The organism is Chromobacterium subtsugae (assembly GCF_035919665.1).
Classification (GTDB): Bacteria; Pseudomonadota; Gammaproteobacteria; order Burkholderiales; family Chromobacteriaceae; genus Chromobacterium; species Chromobacterium subtsugae.
This window is the reverse complement of the sequence record NZ_CP142381.1, coordinates 3587828-3602155: the sequence shown is the minus strand read 5'-3', so window position 1 is coordinate 3602155 and position 14328 is coordinate 3587828. Positions and strand designations below refer to the sequence as shown.

11 protein-coding genes are annotated in these 14328 nt (G+C 68.4%); all 11 read right to left on the bottom strand.

Going from position 1 to position 14328, the window contains the following annotated elements; all coding sequences use genetic code 11:
• Positions 1-385: 385 nt before the first annotated feature.
• From U6115_RS17160 to U6115_RS17110, 11 genes are read right to left on the bottom strand one after another with little or no spacing between them, the layout of a single operon-like run.
• Positions 386-1132, bottom strand: a complete 747-nt coding sequence (locus U6115_RS17160; protein ID WP_043574108.1) for a cobalamin biosynthesis protein — start codon at positions 1130-1132, stop codon at positions 386-388.
• Positions 1129-1932 (bottom strand): precorrin-4 C(11)-methyltransferase, encoded by an 804-nt coding sequence (cobM, locus tag U6115_RS17155; RefSeq protein ID WP_043574106.1) that lies wholly within the window; start codon positions 1930-1932, stop codon positions 1129-1131. The genes U6115_RS17160 and cobM overlap by 4 nt, the downstream gene beginning before the upstream one ends.
• Positions 1929-2657 carry a precorrin-2 C(20)-methyltransferase gene (gene cobI / locus U6115_RS17150; protein ID WP_043574104.1) on the bottom strand — a complete coding sequence of 243 codons (729 nt, stop codon included), beginning with the start codon at positions 2655-2657 and terminating at the stop codon, positions 1929-1931. Before cobI ends, cobM begins: the two co-directional genes overlap by 4 nt.
• Positions 2654-3787 (bottom strand): cobalt-precorrin-5B (C(1))-methyltransferase CbiD, encoded by a 1134-nt coding sequence (gene cbiD, locus U6115_RS17145; protein ID WP_043574100.1) that lies wholly within the window; start codon positions 3785-3787, stop codon positions 2654-2656. The genes cobI and cbiD overlap by 4 nt, the downstream gene beginning before the upstream one ends.
• On the bottom strand, positions 3784-5352 hold the full coding sequence (locus tag U6115_RS17140) for a precorrin-8X methylmutase (RefSeq protein ID WP_043574098.1): 1569 nt from the start codon (positions 5350-5352) through the stop codon (positions 3784-3786). Before U6115_RS17140 ends, cbiD begins: the two co-directional genes overlap by 4 nt.
• Complete coding sequence (locus tag U6115_RS17135) at positions 5349-6050, bottom strand: cobalt-precorrin-7 (C(5))-methyltransferase (RefSeq protein WP_043574095.1); 702 nt, start codon at positions 6048-6050, stop codon at positions 5349-5351. The genes U6115_RS17140 and U6115_RS17135 overlap by 4 nt, the downstream gene beginning before the upstream one ends.
• Positions 6047-6808: a uroporphyrinogen-III C-methyltransferase gene (gene cobA / locus U6115_RS17130; protein ID WP_043574092.1), complete on the bottom strand. Its 762-nt coding sequence runs from the start codon at positions 6806-6808 to the stop codon at positions 6047-6049. Before cobA ends, U6115_RS17135 begins: the two co-directional genes overlap by 4 nt.
• A 1-nt stretch (position 6809) precedes the next feature.
• Positions 6810-8726: a putative cobaltochelatase gene (locus U6115_RS17125; protein ID WP_043574091.1), complete on the bottom strand. Its 1917-nt coding sequence runs from the start codon at positions 8724-8726 to the stop codon at positions 6810-6812.
• Positions 8723-12847, bottom strand: a complete 4125-nt coding sequence (locus U6115_RS17120; protein WP_043574089.1) for a cobaltochelatase subunit CobN — start codon at positions 12845-12847, stop codon at positions 8723-8725. Before U6115_RS17120 ends, U6115_RS17125 begins: the two co-directional genes overlap by 4 nt.
• Positions 12844-13173 carry a (2Fe-2S) ferredoxin domain-containing protein gene (locus U6115_RS17115; RefSeq protein WP_043574087.1) on the bottom strand — a complete coding sequence of 110 codons (330 nt, stop codon included), beginning with the start codon at positions 13171-13173 and terminating at the stop codon, positions 12844-12846. Before U6115_RS17115 ends, U6115_RS17120 begins: the two co-directional genes overlap by 4 nt.
• Entirely contained in the window at positions 13170-14216 is a 1047-nt protein-coding gene (locus U6115_RS17110; RefSeq protein ID WP_043574084.1) for a HoxN/HupN/NixA family nickel/cobalt transporter, read from the bottom strand. The genes U6115_RS17115 and U6115_RS17110 overlap by 4 nt, the downstream gene beginning before the upstream one ends.
• Positions 14217-14328: the final 112 nt, after the last annotated feature.

The window sequence follows — 14328 nt, the reverse complement described above, 5'->3', positions numbered from 1 at the left end:
CATTTCATCCTTTGCTAGGATTGCTACCGTTGCATTTATTTGTGACGCATGAATAGATAAGCGCTGGGTTTGCCCATGTGGACTGCGCCATTGATAACCTTCTGGTTGCGCAAAACATTGACGATACGCCGAGTCGTCCCCTTCGGGACGCGCCGGGAAAAACGCGGTCGGCAAGGTTTTAAGCCGCCGTCTGTTTGAGCCGCGCGACGCTAGCGCGCGGCGAGTTCGGCGGTGCCTTGCCGACCGCGTTTTTCCTGGGGGTTCGCGGCACGTAGGGGCGGCCTGGGGGCTGCAAGGGGGGCTGGCCGCGCAGCCCCCCTTGCCCCTGGCGGTGGAACTGCCCCTAAATGATGCCTGCAAAGTAGGCACAGCTTGTTTTTTGAACTCAAACAATTGGCCCATCCTCCACTACCGCCACCGTCACCCCATCCAATGCCATCTTGGGCACGATCAACCTCCCCCGCGGGCTGGCGATCAGCGCGCACGGCTCGCACACGCCGTCGACGCCGACGTTCCGCCGAACCCAGTCCGACGGCGCGCCGGTCCAGCCGCGGGCGGCGACGTTTTCGCGGGCGATGACGCGCAGCGGCAGCGCGTGGCGGGCGCAGAATGCCAACAAGCCGGCTTCGTCGGCCTTCAGGTCTATGGTCGCCACTTCGCGCACGTCGGACAGCGGCCGGCCGGCCAAGGCTTGCGATACCGCTTGTTCGATGGCCTCCATGCTTTTGCCGCGGCGGCAGCCGATTCCCAGCGTCAGCGGCTTGATTGCTTCTGTCGCGGTGGTGATAGTCGGCACCGCGCCGGTCAGCCGCGCCGCTTCGTAGGCAAGGTCATTCGCTCCGCCTTCGTGGCCGGACAATAGCGGGATGGCGAAGCGGGCGGCTTCGTCCATCACCACCACTGCCGGATCGCTGTACTTGCTTTGCGGCAGGCCGTCCAGGTAGCGGACGGCGATGCCGCTGGCCATCACCAGCACCCAGTGGCTGTGCAGGTGGAAGGCGGCGCGAAATTGCTCGCGGCCGCTGGCGCCGGGCTGCAGCCACGGCTGGTACAGCCGGGCGCCCAGCGCAGCCGCCAGCTTCTGCCCCAAGGGCAGCGCTTCGGCGCGCACCAGCCACACGGCGCGGCTCATGCCTGGTTTTCTTTCCGCAGGCTGGCCCGCTTGGTCTTGCGTTCGTCGCCGTCGCGGAAGATGTGGGTGAAGCCGGCCGCGTACAGGCTGGATTCGACGCCGCCTTCGCGCGACAGCGCCTCGCCCACCAACAGCAGCGTGGTCAGCAGCCAGTCTTTCTGCTTCACCTCGGACAGCATCTTGCCCAGCGTGGAGCGGTGGACGGACTGGTCCGGCCAACTGGCCCGGCGCACCAGCGCCACCGGGGTGCTGGGCGGGTAGTGCAGTGCCAGGTCGGCGACGGTCTGCTTCAGCCGCTGGCCGGACAGGAAGATGCACATCGTCGCGCGGTGGGCGGCGAAGCTGCCGATGGACTCGGTCTCCGGCACCGCGCTGGCGCGGCCGCTGGTGCGGGTGAGGATGATGGATTGCGACACCTCGGGCCGGGTCAATTCGCTGCCCAATGCGGCGGCGGCGGCGGTGAACGAGGACACGCCGGGGACGACCTCATATTTGATGCCCAGCGCTTCCAGCCGGCGCATCTGTTCGTTGGTGGCACCGTAGATGGCCGGGTCGCCGGAGTGCAGCCGCGCCACGTCTTTGTCCTCGGCCTGGGCGCGGCGGTACAGCGCTTCCTGCTGGTCCAGGTTCAGCTCGGCGGTGTCGTGGATTTCGGCGTCCGGGCGGCAGTGGCTCAGCATCTCGGCCGGCACCAGCGAGCCGGCGTACAGCACCATGGGGGCTGAGCCCAGCAGGCGGCTGCCGCGCAGCGTGATCAGGTCGGCGGCGCCGGGGCCGGCGCCGATGAAATACACTTTCATGAATGGCGTCTTTCTCTGGCTGTCTTGCGGATCAGCATGGTGGCGAGGTAGCCGCTGGCGTCGGCCGTCAATTGCGAGGCGTCGGCGCACAGCACTTCGCCGGGCAGGCCGATGCGGCGGGCGAAGGCGCACAGCTGGGCGATGCCCATCTGGTCCAGCAGCGCCAGCACGTCGGGCAGCCGCTTGCCTATCTTCATCAACACCACGATGTCGTGGCTGTCGATATCGGCTTGCAGCTCCGCCATATCGTCGGGGCAGGGCAGGATCAGGATGCGTTCCTTGCCTTCGCCCAGCGGCCAGGACAAGGCCGACGCGGTGGCGGCGAAGCTGGTGACACCGGGGAAGGTCTGCGTCTCCAGCTGCGGCAGCATTTCGCGCAGCGCCGCCAGCAGGTAGCCATAGGTAGAGTAAGTCATCGAGTCGCCTATGGTCAGGTAGGCGACGTTCCGGCCGGTTTTCAGTTCGTCGGCCAGTCGCTCGGCCAGCGCGCCGTAATGGCGCGACAGCGCGCCGCGGTCCGGATTCATCTCGAACTCGATTTCGCAAAAGCGGCTTTCGTCGAGGTCCAGTCCGGCCAGGCATTGGCGGGCGACGGAGACTTCGCTGGAGGTGGCGCGCGGCAGGTAGACGATGTCGGCCTCGCGCAGCGCGGCCAGCGCCGCCACCGGAATCAGCCCGGCCGGGCCGGGGCCCACGCCTATGCCTATCAATCGTCCCAACTTCATGCGGCCTCTCCCAGCGGCGTGCCGTCCATGCTGAACAGGCGCACCGCCACTTGCCGCACGCTGGGCACCTTGGCCGCCATCCGCGCCGCGGTGCGGCGTTCTATTTCCATCCAGTAGCCGCGCGCGTCCGGCTGGCTGCTCATGATCTGCACTACGTTCTCCACGGTATTCGCTTGTTTGATTTGCGCCACCAGCCCGGGCGCATGGCCCAGGTCGGCGGCGACGCCGGCGACGGCGTCCATCGCCATGCCGCTCTTGCCGGAGTGGGTGTCCCAGACGCCGTCCAGCAGCTTGGCGATCTTGCCGGGGTGGCCCAGCACCCACAGCGTGTCCAGGATGCGGCCCTGCTCGATCAGCACCGATTCGGCGAAGTCCAGCGAGTCGCCGACGAAGTTGGCGATCTGGACGACCTGTTTCTTGGTCAGCCCCAGCGTGTCGGCGGCGTAGCCGCGGCCTATCTTGCCGGGGGTGAAGGCGATGGCAGTCGGCAGCTCGCCCAGCGCCACCCGAACATAGACTTCGATCGACGCGATCCACGCCGCCTGCGACATCGGCTCGACGATGCCGCTGGTGCCCAGGATCGAGATGCCACCGACGATGCCCAGCATAGGGTTGAAGGTGCGCTTGGCGATCTTGTCGCCGTCGACGCAGCCTATCGCCAGGTCGATGCCGGGGTCGGGCCGGCCGGCCAGCACTTCAAGGACCGCCATCCGCATCATCTGCCGCGGCACCGGGTTGATCGCCGGCTCGCCGGGCGGGATGCGCAGGCCGGGCTGGGTGACCATGCCGACGCCGGGCGCGGCCAGGAAACGCAGCGCGCCGCTGCCGTTTATCCTTACCTCGGCGAAGATCGTCGCGCCGTCGGTGTTGTCGGGGTCGTCGCCGGCGTACTTCAGCACTTCGGCGCGCACGGTGTTTTCGTCCAGCCAGGCCACGTTCTCTACCGGCACCGCCAGGTAGAAGTCCGGGTCCGGCAGGCTGATGAAGACCTCGTCGGCGTCGATGCCGTCCAGCAGCAGCATCAGCGCCGCCTTGACGGCGGCGGTGGCGCAGCTGCCGGTGGTGCGGCCGCGGCGCATGCCGTTGGGCGCGGGGGCGGCGAGGTCGTAGGGCTGGCGCACCGGGCTCATTCTTCCCGTTGCTGCTGCTGATGATGAACGTGTTCGATCGCGTCTATCATCAGCGCGTTGACCACGGTGGCCGCCCACGGCGAGCCGCCGCGGGTGCCGCGGTTGGTGATGCGCGGCACTTGCAGCAGCGCGCGCAGCTCTTCCTTGCATTCGCGGGTGCCGACGAAGCCCACCGGCAGGCCGACGACCAACTGCGGCCGCCAGCCGTGATCGCGCACCAGCCGCACTACCTCGCGGATGGCGGTCGGCGCGTCGCCTATCGCCACCACGCAGTCGTTGCCGAATTTCTGCCACGCCCGGCGGATGCCGGCGGCGGAGCGGGTGAGGCCGCTGGCTTCGGCCAAGAGCCGGGTTTCCTCGTCGTGCACGCCGCACCAGGTTTCCACTTCCAGCTGGCGCAGCACCTCGCGCTTGAGGCCGGTTTCCACCATGGTGACGTCGGTGACCACGCGGCGGCAGCGCAGCAGCGCGCGCATGCCGGTTTCGCAAGCGCCGGCCGAGAAGAACAGGTCGTCCACGCTGTTGAAGTCGCCGGTGGTGTGCACCAGCCGCATCAGCGCGGTGCGCTGCTCGGCCGGGAAGGCCGACCAGTCGCGGCCCTCGGCTATGATGCGCATGCTTTCGGCTTCGATAGGATGCGGGGTGTAGCGTTTCCAGGCCGGCGGTTGGCTAGCGTTTGGCTCGCGTTCCAGCAGGCCGCGCACCTTGCCGTGGTGGCCGCGCTGCGGCTCGCCCACCTGCTGCTCGAAGCCGACGATCTGCACCCGGTACTTGCACAGCGCGCAGTTCATCGCCGCGCGTCCTTCCACGCCTTCCTGCGCGCGCTCCAGGAATACCTCGGCCACTTGCGGGTCCGGGCCTAGGTAGCCGGCGCTCAGCACCTCGATTTCCGGGTGGCGCGCCGCCAGGTCCGCCGCCGCGCCGTAGATGCGCTTGACCAGCACGCCGTCGAACAGGAAGTAGGGCAGCACCACGATGCGGCGGTAGCCCAGCATGGCGGCGGCGCGCAGGCCGTCGGCCACCAGCGGCTTGGCGGTGCCGGAGTAGCAGACGAAGGAGGCGGCGAAGCCCAGGCCTTCCTCCAGCATCCGCGCGAGCTTGGAGATTTCGGAGTTGGCGTCCGGGTCCGAGGTGCCGCGGCCGACCACGACCAGACAGGCGTCGTTGCGCGAGATTGTGTGCGGCGACGCCGCCTCGGCCTCGACGATGCGCTGGCGGCACAGCGCCAGCAGCCGCGGATGCAGGTCCAGCGCCGCGCCGAAGTGGAAATCGACGCCCGGATGCGCCTGTTGCAGCGCCAATAGCTCGCTGGGCATGTCGTTCTTGGCGTGGGTGGCGGCCAAGAGCACGCCGGGCACCATCACCACGGTCTTGGCGCCGGCGGCGATCACCTGGCCCACAGCCTCGTCTATGGTCGGGCGGGCGAACTCCAGAAAGCCGTGGGCGACGGGGCGCGCGCCGGCGCGCGCCTTCAGCGCGTCCACCAGCTGCATGAACTCGTTCACCCCGTCCGGGTCGCGGCTGCCGTGGCCGGCCAATACGATGGCGTAGTCTGATTGGCTCATTTGTGGGTCGGCTCGATCTGGCTGTCCATCGGCGCGAGCGTGCGGATCAGCATGATGCTCATGTCGGAAAAGCGCTGCTCTGCGCACTCGGCCAGCGTGCCGCGCCATTCCGCCTCATTGCGGGTCAGGTTTTCCCACACCTCCACCTGCTGGCCGGCCGGGATGCCGTTTTCCAGCAGATAGGCGGCGATGTGCCAGGGCATGAAGGAGCGCGCCTCATCCCACGGGCAGGGGATGACGATGGCGTTGCGGCCGTCTTGAAGCACGTGAACCAGGTGGCGCTTGAACGGGGTCAGGTCGCCGCGGCGGTGGAAGGTGATGAAGCTGGTTTCGTCGAAGCACACCTTGCCGCGCGAGGCCAGGATCTGCGCCGACGAGATGCCGGGTATCGTTTCCACCGAGTGGCCGCAGGCGCGCTCCACCCGCTCCAGGTACTGGAAGCCGCTGAAGTGGATGTCGCCCATGAACACCACCACGCACTTTTTGCCGGCATGGTGGCGCTCGGCGACGATGTCCAGCTGGGCCACCTGGTCGCGGTAGCCCATCTGGATCACTTCGGCGCTGTCGGGGATCAGCGGGCGGACCACGTCCACCACCGCGTTGAAGCCGGCCACCACGTCGGCCTCGCGTATCAGTTGGGCCGAACGCTGCGGCAGGTAGCCGATGTCGCCGGGGCCGGCGCCTATGCAGATGATCATGCGTATTCCTTGGTTGTTTCATTGGCGGCGGACGGACTACAGGACGCCAGCGCCACCGTCGGTCCGATGACGATCAGCGCTGGGCTGTGGATGCCCGCCGCGCGCATGTCTTGTTCCAGCGCGTCCAGCGTGCTCAGCACCTGGCGCTGCTGCGGCAGCGTGCCGTTTTCTATCGCCGCCGCCGGGGTGTCGGGTTTCAGGCCGTGGCGCAGTAACTCCGCGCGGATCCAGGGCAGCCGCTTGACGCCCATATAGATCACCAGCGTCATGCCGCTTTGCGCCAGCGCCTGCCAGTTGGGCTCGTCGCCGTCCTGGTGCGGATGGCCGGAGACGAAGGTCACGCCGTGGACGAAATGGCGATGGGTCAGCGGGATGCCCAGCGTGGCCGGCACCGCCAGGCCGGCGCTGAGGCCGTTGACGATCTCCACCTCGATGCCGGCCGCTTGCAGCGTCAGCATTTCCTCGCCGCCGCGGCCGAAGACGAAGGGGTCGCCGCCCTTGAGGCGCGCCACCGTCTTGCCAGCGCGGGCCTCGTCTATCATTCTTTGCTCGATGGCCGCCTGCGGCGTCGACGGACAACCGCCGCGCTTGCCGACCGGCACGATTGCGGTATCCGGCCGCAGCAGGGTGTGGATGTCGGGATGCACCAGATCGTCCACCAGCGCCACGTCGGCCAGTTGCAGGCAGCGCGCGGCCTTCAGCGTCAGCATTTCCAGGTCGCCGGGGCCGGCGCCTATCAGGTAAACCTTGCCCGTCATCTCAGCGGCCCAGTCTTTGTTGAATCGTCAATGTCAGCTGCTCGCCGGTGAGGGCGTCGCAAGCCAGGTATTCCGCGCCCAGCGCCTCGGCCAGCTCGCGGGCGCGGCCCAGGCGGACGAAGTCCTGCTCGGTGTCCAGCACCAGCGCCGGCGCGCCGGCCAGCTGGCCGGCCAGGTCCAGCGCCTGCCGCCACGGGTCGCCGTCTCCGTCCAGCGCCACATTGGCGCGGCCGTCGCTGAGTATGACCAACAGCGGCGCCGGGCCGCCGAGCTGGCGGGACAGCGTGTCGGCGGCCAGCGCCAGCGCGTGCGCCAGCGGCGTGCGGCCGCCGGTGGGCAGCTCGCGCAATGCCAGCTCGGCCTGTTCGACGCGGTTGCACGGCGGCAGCAGCAGTTCGGCTTTCTGGCCGCGGAAGGCGATCAGCGCCACTTGGTCGCGGCGGCGGTAGGCGTCTTCCAGCAGGCTCAGCACCGTGCCCTTGACCTGCTCCATCCGCTGGCGGGCGGCCATCGATCCGGACGCGTCGACCACCAGCAGGATCAGATTGCCCTGCTTGGCGACGCGGACCTTGTCGTGCAGGTCGGCGCGGGTGACGGAAAAATTGTCCGGATCGCGCAAGATCGCGTGGCGCAGCGTGGCGTCCACCGCCAGCTGGGCCGGCTGCGGATTGGCCTCTGCGCGCACGTAATGGCCGCGCTGGCGGCTGGCGCCGTCGCTGCGGCGGCCGGCCGCATCGCCGGACGAGGGCGCCTGGACGAGGATGCGGGCGATGTCGCCGGCCGGCGCGGCGGCGAAGATTTGTTCCGAACCATGGCTGGCAGGATTCGGCTCCTGCTCGCCGTCTGCGTCCGGCGGCGGCTGGGTGTGATTCTGTTCCTGCGGAGAAGGAGGCGGCGGAGGGGGCGGGTTGGACGCCTGCCGCGTCATCTGCTCCAGCTTGTCCTGGTCCAGCCCGCTTTGCTCGAACGGTTTGCGGCGGCGGCGGTGCGGCAGCACCAGCCGGGCGGCGTCGCGGATGTCTTCGGCGCTGGCGTCGGCGCGGCCGTCCAGCGCGGCCAGCGCGCGGGCGGCCTTGTTCAGCACGATGTCGGCGCGCAGGCTGCTGACGTCGAATTCGCAGCACAGCTCGCTGACGAAGTGGAACAGGCTATCGCTGAGCCGGGTTTGCGGCAGCAGCGCGCGCGCGGCGGCGATGTTGGCGCGCAGCGCTTCGCTGTCGGTTTGCCATTGGGCGGCGAAGCCGGCTGGGTCGGCCTCGAAGGCCAGGCGGCGGCGCACCACCTCGGCGCGCAGGGCGGGCTCGCGCGGCGCGGCCACGTCCACCATCAGGCCGAAGCGGTCCAGCAACTGCGGCCGCAAATCGCCTTCTTCCTGGTTCATGGTGCCAAGCAACGTCACCCGCGCCGGGTGGCTGACCGCCAGGCCCTCGCGCTCGACGGTGTTGACGCCCATCGCGGCGGCGTCCAGCAGCACGTCGACCAGGTGGTCGGCCAGCAGGTTCACTTCGTCGATGTAGAGCATGCCGCGGTGGGCCGCCGCCAACAGGCCGGGCTTGAACGCCTGCTTGCCGCCCTGCAGCGCCTTTTCGAAGTCCAGGCTGCCCAGCACGCGGTCCTCGGTGGCGCCCAGCGGCAGGTTGATGAAGGGCACCGGGCCGTCATGCAGCGCGCGCGCGTCGCCGGAGCACACCGGGCACAGCGGCAGCGGATGGTCGGGCTCGCAGTTGTAGCCGCAGCCGGTCGCCCGGCGTATCGCCGGCAGCACGGCGGCCAGGCCGCGCGCGGCGGTGCTCTTGGCGCTGCCCTTGTCGCCGCGCACCAGCACGCCGCCGACCGTCGGGTCGACGGCGCAGATCAGCAGCGCCTGCTTCAGTTGTTCCTGGCCGACGATGGCGGCGAAGGGGTAAATCGGGCTCATGCTTTGTTTTCTCCGCGCGCTTCCAGCAGCGCTTCGCTATCCAGGTGCAGCTGGCGCAAGGCGGCCAGCGTGTCCGGGTCCGGCTCCGCCCACAGTTGGCGCTGCGCGGCTTCCAGCAGGCGGTCGGTGATGGCGTTCAGCGCCCACGGGTTGCTGTCGGCGAAGAACTGCTGCATCGCCGGGTCCAGCGCGTAGCTTTGCGCCAGTTGTTCATAGACCCAGTCGTCCACCACCTGGGCGGTGGCGTCGTAGCCGAACAGGTAATCGACGGTGGCGGTCAGCTCCAGCGCGCCCTTGTAGCCGTGCTTCTGGATGCCGGCTATCCACTTCGGGTTGGCCACCCGCGAGCGGAACACCCGCAGCACTTCCTCTTTCAGGCCGCGTACTGCCGGCACTTCCGGATTGTGGCTGTCGCCGAAGAAGGCGCGCGGCTGGCGGCCGCTGAGGCTGCGTATCGTCGCGATCATCCCGCCGTGGTATTGCAGGTAGTCGTCGCTGTCGAAGATGTCGTGCTCGCGGTTGTCCTGGTTGTGCAGGGCCACTTCCACGCCCGCCAGCCGATGGCGCAGCGCGTCGCGGGCGTCGGCGCCGTTGGCCTCGCGGCCGTAGGCGTAGCCGCCCCAGTTGACGTAGGCGGTGGCGAAATCGGCGTCGTTCTGCCAGTTCTGCTCGTTGATCAGCGGCAGGATGCCGGCGCCGTAGCTGCCCGGTTTGGCGCCGAACACGCGGTACAGCGATTGCGCGTCGGAGTCGGGCAGCTTGCCTAAGAGTTCGTTCTTCAGGTCGGCCAGGTAGTGCTTGCGCAGGAAGTTCTGCTCCGCCGGCTCGTCCAGCCGCGCCACGGTGTGCACCGCCTCGTCCACCAGTGAAATCAGGTGGGGGAAGGCGTCGCGGAAGAAGCCGCTGATGCGCACGGTGACGTCGATGCGCGGCCGGCCCAGTTCGGCCAGGGGGATCACTTCCAGGCCCTGCACGCGGCGGCTTTCCTGCTGCCAGCGCGGCTTGACGCCGAGCAGCGACAGGATTTCGGCGATGTCGTCGCCGTGGGTGCGCATCGCGCTGGTGCCCCACACGCTGATGGCCACCGATTCCGGATATTGGCCGGTTTCCTTCAGATGGCGGGCCAGCATCTCGCGCGCCAAGCCGTCGCCTATGCGCCAGGCGGCTTGCGAGGGCAGGCTGCGCGGGTCCACCGAATAGAAATTGCGGCCGGTGGGCAGAATGTGGGCCATGCCGCGCGTCGGCGCGCCGCTGGGGCCGGCCGGCACGTAGCCGCCTTCCAGGCCGCGCAAGAGATTGTCTATCTCCTCGGCGGTGCGGGCGAGCTTCAGGCACAGTTCGGCGCAGACGAAGTTCAGCACCCGCTCCAGATCGGCATGCGGCTCGATGCCGGGCAGGATGTTTTCGACGGCGGCCGGGATGGCGGCGGCGTGGTAGCCGCGCGCGGCCAAATCGGCGATCAGCGCGCGCGCCAGCTTCATCACCGCGTCATGGGCGTCGGCGCGGGTGACCAGCGCCTGGCCGGCCAACGCTTGCAAGGACGCGGGGGCTTCGGCCAGCCGCTTGCCCTGGTCCTGCTGCCACAGCGGCCAGTCGCCGCCGCAGGCCGCCGCCACGCTGGCGGGCAGGCCGGGGATGCCCAGATTGGGCAGCCGGGTCAGCGCCAGCAGCATGTCGACCAGCGCCTCGCCCTGCGGCGCGTTGCCGAGCACGTGCAGGCCGTCGCGGATCTGCGCCGCGCCCAGTTCGCACAGATAGCCGTCTATGTCCTCGATCAGGTGGGCGACGTCCACGCCATCCATCTTGGCCAGGCTCAAGGGCACGCCGTCCTCGTTCAGCGTGTCGTCCCAATCGTGGTCATGGTCGTGGTGGTCGTGGCTGTGGCTGTGATGATCATGATGATGGTGGTCATGGTGGCCGTGGTGATGGTCGTGGTCGCCATGATGGTGATGATGGTGTCCATGATCGTGGCTGTGCGCGGCCTTGGCTGGGCGGTATTTCGCCGCCGCGGCCGCCGCCGGCTTCATCGCGGCCGCCGGCTTGGCCGCCTGCGCCCGGTACTTGCCGTGGACGGCGGCGGGCGCGTGCTGGTGTCCGCCATGCGGGTGGTCGTGGCTATGGTCATGATCGTGGTGATGCTCGTGATCGTGATCATGGTCGTGCTTCAGCATCGCGGCCAGGTCGGTGTCGAGCTTGGCCTCCTTGATCAGGTCCCAGATCTGCTGCTGCAGCAGCGGCAGCTTGTTCGGGTCCAGCAGTTCCACCTGGTAGTACTCATCCACCAGCTGGGTCAGCTGCGCCAGCGGGCCGTAGCTGTCGGCGGTGGTCATCGTCGGCGTCAGGTGGTCGATGATCACCGCGTGGCCGCGGCGCTTGGCCTGTGAGCCTTCGCCCGGATCGTTGACGATGAAGGGGTAGAACAGCGGCATGTCGCCCAACAGCGCGTCCGGGAAGCAATTCTGCGACAGGCCCACGCCCTTGCCCGGCAGCCATTCCAGCGTGCCGTGCTTGCCGACGTGGACGATGGCGTCGGCCCGCCAGTCGTCGCGCAGCCAGCGGTACAGCGCGTAGTAGTGGTGAGTGGGCGGCAGGTCCGGCGTGTGGTAGATGGCGTCCGGGTCCATGCCGTAGCCGCGCGGCGGCTGCAGCGCGACGAAGACATTGCCGTAATCCAGGCCAGAGAATACCAGTTCGTCGCCGTCGACGTAGGCGCCGCCCGGCGGCTGGCCCCAGCGCTGCAGCATCTTGTCGCGCAGCGCCTCAGGCAGCTCGTCGAACCAGGCCTGGTAGCGCTGGGCCGGCACGCGGGCGGCGGCGTTTTTCATCTGCTCGGCGCTCAGGTAGTCCTGATCGTAAGCGCCGCGGTCTATTAGCTCGTGCATCAGCGCGTCGCTGTCCGGCGGCAGCGGATCCATCCGGTAGCCGCGGCCTTGCATGCCGCGCAGCATAGCGTATAGAGACGCGGGCGAATCCAGGCCCACTGCGTTGCCTATCTGCGAGGCCTTGCTGTTGGAGTTGGTGAAGATGAAGGCGATGCGCTTGCCGGCATTTTCCAGATGGCGCAGCCGCGCCAAGCGCGCGGCGATGCCGGCCAGGCGGCGGGCGCGGTCCGGCAGCGGCGCGTATTGCTCGGCCTGGCCGGCCTCGGCCGGCTGCTTGAAGCTCAGCGGCACGCCGATGATGCGGCCGTCGAATTCAGGCAGCGCGACGTTCATCGCTGTGTCCAGCGGGTTGAAGCCGCGGTCGGACGCTTCCCATTGCTCGCGGGTCATGCTGCTGGTGATGGCTTGCAGCACCGGCAGATCCAGTTGGTCCGAAGCCTCCACCGCCCAGCCGGGCTGGGTGGGGCCGTCGTTGTTGATGTCGCCCATCGCGAACGAGGTGGTGTTGATCAGCAGCGAAACATTCGCGCGCGGATCGGCTAGCAGCGTCAGCGCCGCCGGCAGGCCGCCCTGGTCTATGGTCCGCAAGGACGAGGTGAACACCGGCAGCGCGTTGACGCCGCGCTCGGCCAAGCAGTCCACCAGCAGATCGATGAAGCGGGTGTTGCCGGACAGCCAGTGGGCGCGGTAGAAGCACAGGCCGACGGTGGGCCAGTCCGGATGGCGGATTTCGAGCCAATCTTCCAGCGAGCAGGGCGCGGCCAGCTCCGGGTGGTAGACGCCGTGCTCGGGCAGCGGCTGCGGGCTCTGGTAGCCAAAGCCGGTCAGCAGCAGCCTGTCGGCCAGGCAGCGCATCATCTCGCCCAGGTTGACGCTGCCGCCGGCCTGCAGATAGGCGTGGACGTCCTGCTGCAGCGATACCGGCGCGCTGCACAGCGCTTGCAGCTCCGGGTCCGGCTCGCCGGTGCCGCTGACCACGATGACCGCGGCCTGCAGCCGGCGGGCGTGGGCCAGCAGCCGCTCCAGGCCGGGTATCGCGTCGGCGCGGCCCAGCACGCGCAGCACGATGGCGCGGGCGCTGGCAAGCTGGCCGTCCAGCAGCGCCCGCATCGCGGCCTCGTCGGTTATGCCTTGCAGCGCGATGCCGGTGACCGCGGGGAAATCCTCAGGCCAGCGCGCGCGCGACAGCGCGGCGAGGTCGGTGCCGGCGTGGCTCAATAGTGCGATTTCGGCGCTCATGCCTGGGGTTCCGTTTCGATGTCGCCGCTGCCGGTTTTATGGAACACCAGCTCTTCAACCGGGACGCCGCCCTTCAGATGCTGGCAGACGATGCGCTCGACGTCGGCTTCGCTGACTTTGCGATACCAGACGCCGTCCGGGTACACCACCATCACCGGCCCCTCCTTGCACACGGCGAAGCAGTGGCTGCGGGTACGCTTGGCGCGCAGACCGTCGCAGGCGTCTATCGTGCGGCCCAGGTGCAGGAACATCGCCTCCGAGCCCTCGCCGTCAGGGGTGCAGCGCGGGCCGGTGCACATCAGCACGTGTTTGTCGTGCGTTCTCATTGCGCCTCCGGGGCCATTTGGTCGAAGCGCTTCCATTTGTAGATGGCGGCGGAAGCGAGCCAGGTGAACAGGAACACGCCGACCACGAAATAGCCGAAATGGGCCAGGTCGTCGTTGAGGGCGGCAATCACATCCCACAGGCCGCCGCTGAGCTGCAGCTTGTCCACCAGCAGGCCCAGGCCTTCCAGCCCGCCGATGCCGACTGCCACCACGACCGAGACGAAGGTGATGGTCAGGTTGTACCAGAGCTTGCGCACCGGGTTGATGAAGGCCCAGCCGTACACTTCCACCATCATCATGCTGTCCAGCGTGTCCACCAGCGCCATGCCGGCGGCGAACAGCACCGGGAACACCATGATGTGCCACAGTGCCACGCCGTTGGCGCTTTGCGAGGTGGCGATGGCGAACAGGCCGATCTCGGTGGCGGTGTCGAAGCCCAGGCCGAACAGGAAACCGATGGGCAACATATGCCAGCTTTTGGTCACCATCTTGAACAGCGGGCGCAGCATGCGCGCGATCAGGCCGCGGTTGTTCAGCAGCAGGTTCAGTTGCTCGTCGCAGATGGGCTCGCCGGCGCGGGCGCGGCGGAAAGCCGCCCAGACCGCGCGCAAGGACGACAGATTGATCAGCGCCAGCGCCAGCAGGAAGAAGGCCGACACGCTGGTGCCGATGACGCCGCCTATCTCCTTGAAGCCGGTGACGCGGCTTTGCAAGGCGCTGGCGGCGAACACGATCAGCGCCACGGCGATGACCACCACCGCGGAGTGGCCGACAGAGAAGAACAGGCCCACCGCCGACGGGTGGCGGCCTTCCTGCATCAACTTGCGCACGGTGTTGTCGATGGCGGCGATATGGTCGGCGTCCACCGCGTGGCGCAGGCCGAACAAATAGGCGAGCAGGGCGGTGGCGAGCTGGGCCGGGTGGTCGGCGAAAGCGGCGAAGGCCCAGGCCCAGGCCAACAGATTGGCCAGGATCAGCCCGGCGAGTATGGGAGCGTGGCGCGCCAGACGGCGGCCCGCGGACAGCGTGGTGGATGGATGCATGGTGCCCTCGTAGACGATACTCGTCGCGCAAGCGAGGGCACATCCTTCCGTCTTCTTATCCATGAGCGGAGCTTGTGCGTATCCCCCGGTACACCCCGCCCGGTTTCTGCTT

Excerpts from the sequence above, each read along its gene's own strand:
- U6115_RS17140 (WP_043574098.1), bottom strand. The coding sequence starts at position 5,352 with ATGAGCCAATCAGACTACGCCATCGTATTGGCCGGCCACGGCAGCCGC.
- U6115_RS17120 (WP_043574089.1), bottom strand. The coding sequence starts at position 12,847 with ATGAGCGCCGAAATCGCACTATTGAGCCACGCCGGCACCGACCTCGCC.
- U6115_RS17135 (WP_043574095.1), bottom strand. The coding sequence starts at position 6,050 with ATGATCATCTGCATAGGCGCCGGCCCCGGCGACATCGGCTACCTGCCG.
- cbiD (WP_043574100.1), bottom strand. The coding sequence starts at position 3,787 with ATGAGCCCGGTGCGCCAGCCCTACGACCTCGCCGCCCCCGCGCCCAAC.
- cobM (WP_043574106.1), bottom strand. The coding sequence starts at position 1,932 with ATGAAAGTGTATTTCATCGGCGCCGGCCCCGGCGCCGCCGACCTGATC.
- cobA (WP_043574092.1), bottom strand. The coding sequence starts at position 6,808 with ATGACGGGCAAGGTTTACCTGATAGGCGCCGGCCCCGGCGACCTGGAA.
- U6115_RS17115 (WP_043574087.1), bottom strand. The coding sequence starts at position 13,173 with ATGAGAACGCACGACAAACACGTGCTGATGTGCACCGGCCCGCGCTGC.
- U6115_RS17160 (WP_043574108.1), bottom strand. The coding sequence starts at position 1,132 with ATGAGCCGCGCCGTGTGGCTGGTGCGCGCCGAAGCGCTGCCCTTGGGG.
- cobI (WP_043574104.1), bottom strand. The coding sequence starts at position 2,657 with ATGAAGTTGGGACGATTGATAGGCATAGGCGTGGGCCCCGGCCCGGCC.
- U6115_RS17125 (WP_043574091.1), bottom strand. The coding sequence starts at position 8,726 with ATGAGCCCGATTTACCCCTTCGCCGCCATCGTCGGCCAGGAACAACTG.
- U6115_RS17110 (WP_043574084.1), bottom strand. The coding sequence starts at position 14,216 with ATGCATCCATCCACCACGCTGTCCGCGGGCCGCCGTCTGGCGCGCCAC.